Raw genomic sequence first — 344 nt, 5'->3', positions numbered from 1 at the left:
CGATGCCGCTTATCCGCCGAACACTGCGATCAAATTGATCCTCGACAATCATTCCGCGCACATATCGAGAGAAACCAGAGCTTGGCTCGCCACGCGACCAAGCGGGCGCTTCGAGCTCACCTTCACCCCCAAGCACGGCTCGTGGCTCAATCTCATCGAAGGATTCTTCTCCAAGTTCGCCCGTTCAGTCCTGCGCCATATCCGGGTGACCTCAAAACACGAACTCAAGGAGCGCATCATGGCTGGTATCGACGACGTCAATCGCCATCCGGTCGTCCACACATGGTCCTACAAACTCGCCGACGCCGCCTGATATGATTCGAACCAAGAAAACGCTGATCTAG

1 protein-coding gene is annotated in these 344 nt (G+C 55.8%); it reads left to right on the top strand.

Annotated features, from left to right (window positions below):
- A partial coding sequence (locus KIP88_RS46215) for a transposase (RefSeq protein WP_214494685.1) occupies positions 1-313 on the top strand: 313 nt, incomplete at its 5' end.
- Between the last annotated feature and the right edge of the window lie 31 nt (positions 314-344).

Source organism: Bradyrhizobium sp. SRL28 (genome assembly GCF_018596315.1).
GTDB lineage: Bacteria > Pseudomonadota > Alphaproteobacteria > Rhizobiales > Xanthobacteraceae > Bradyrhizobium.
The sequence above is the reverse complement of the archived record's forward strand: the minus strand, read 5'-3'. Positions and strand labels throughout refer to the sequence as shown.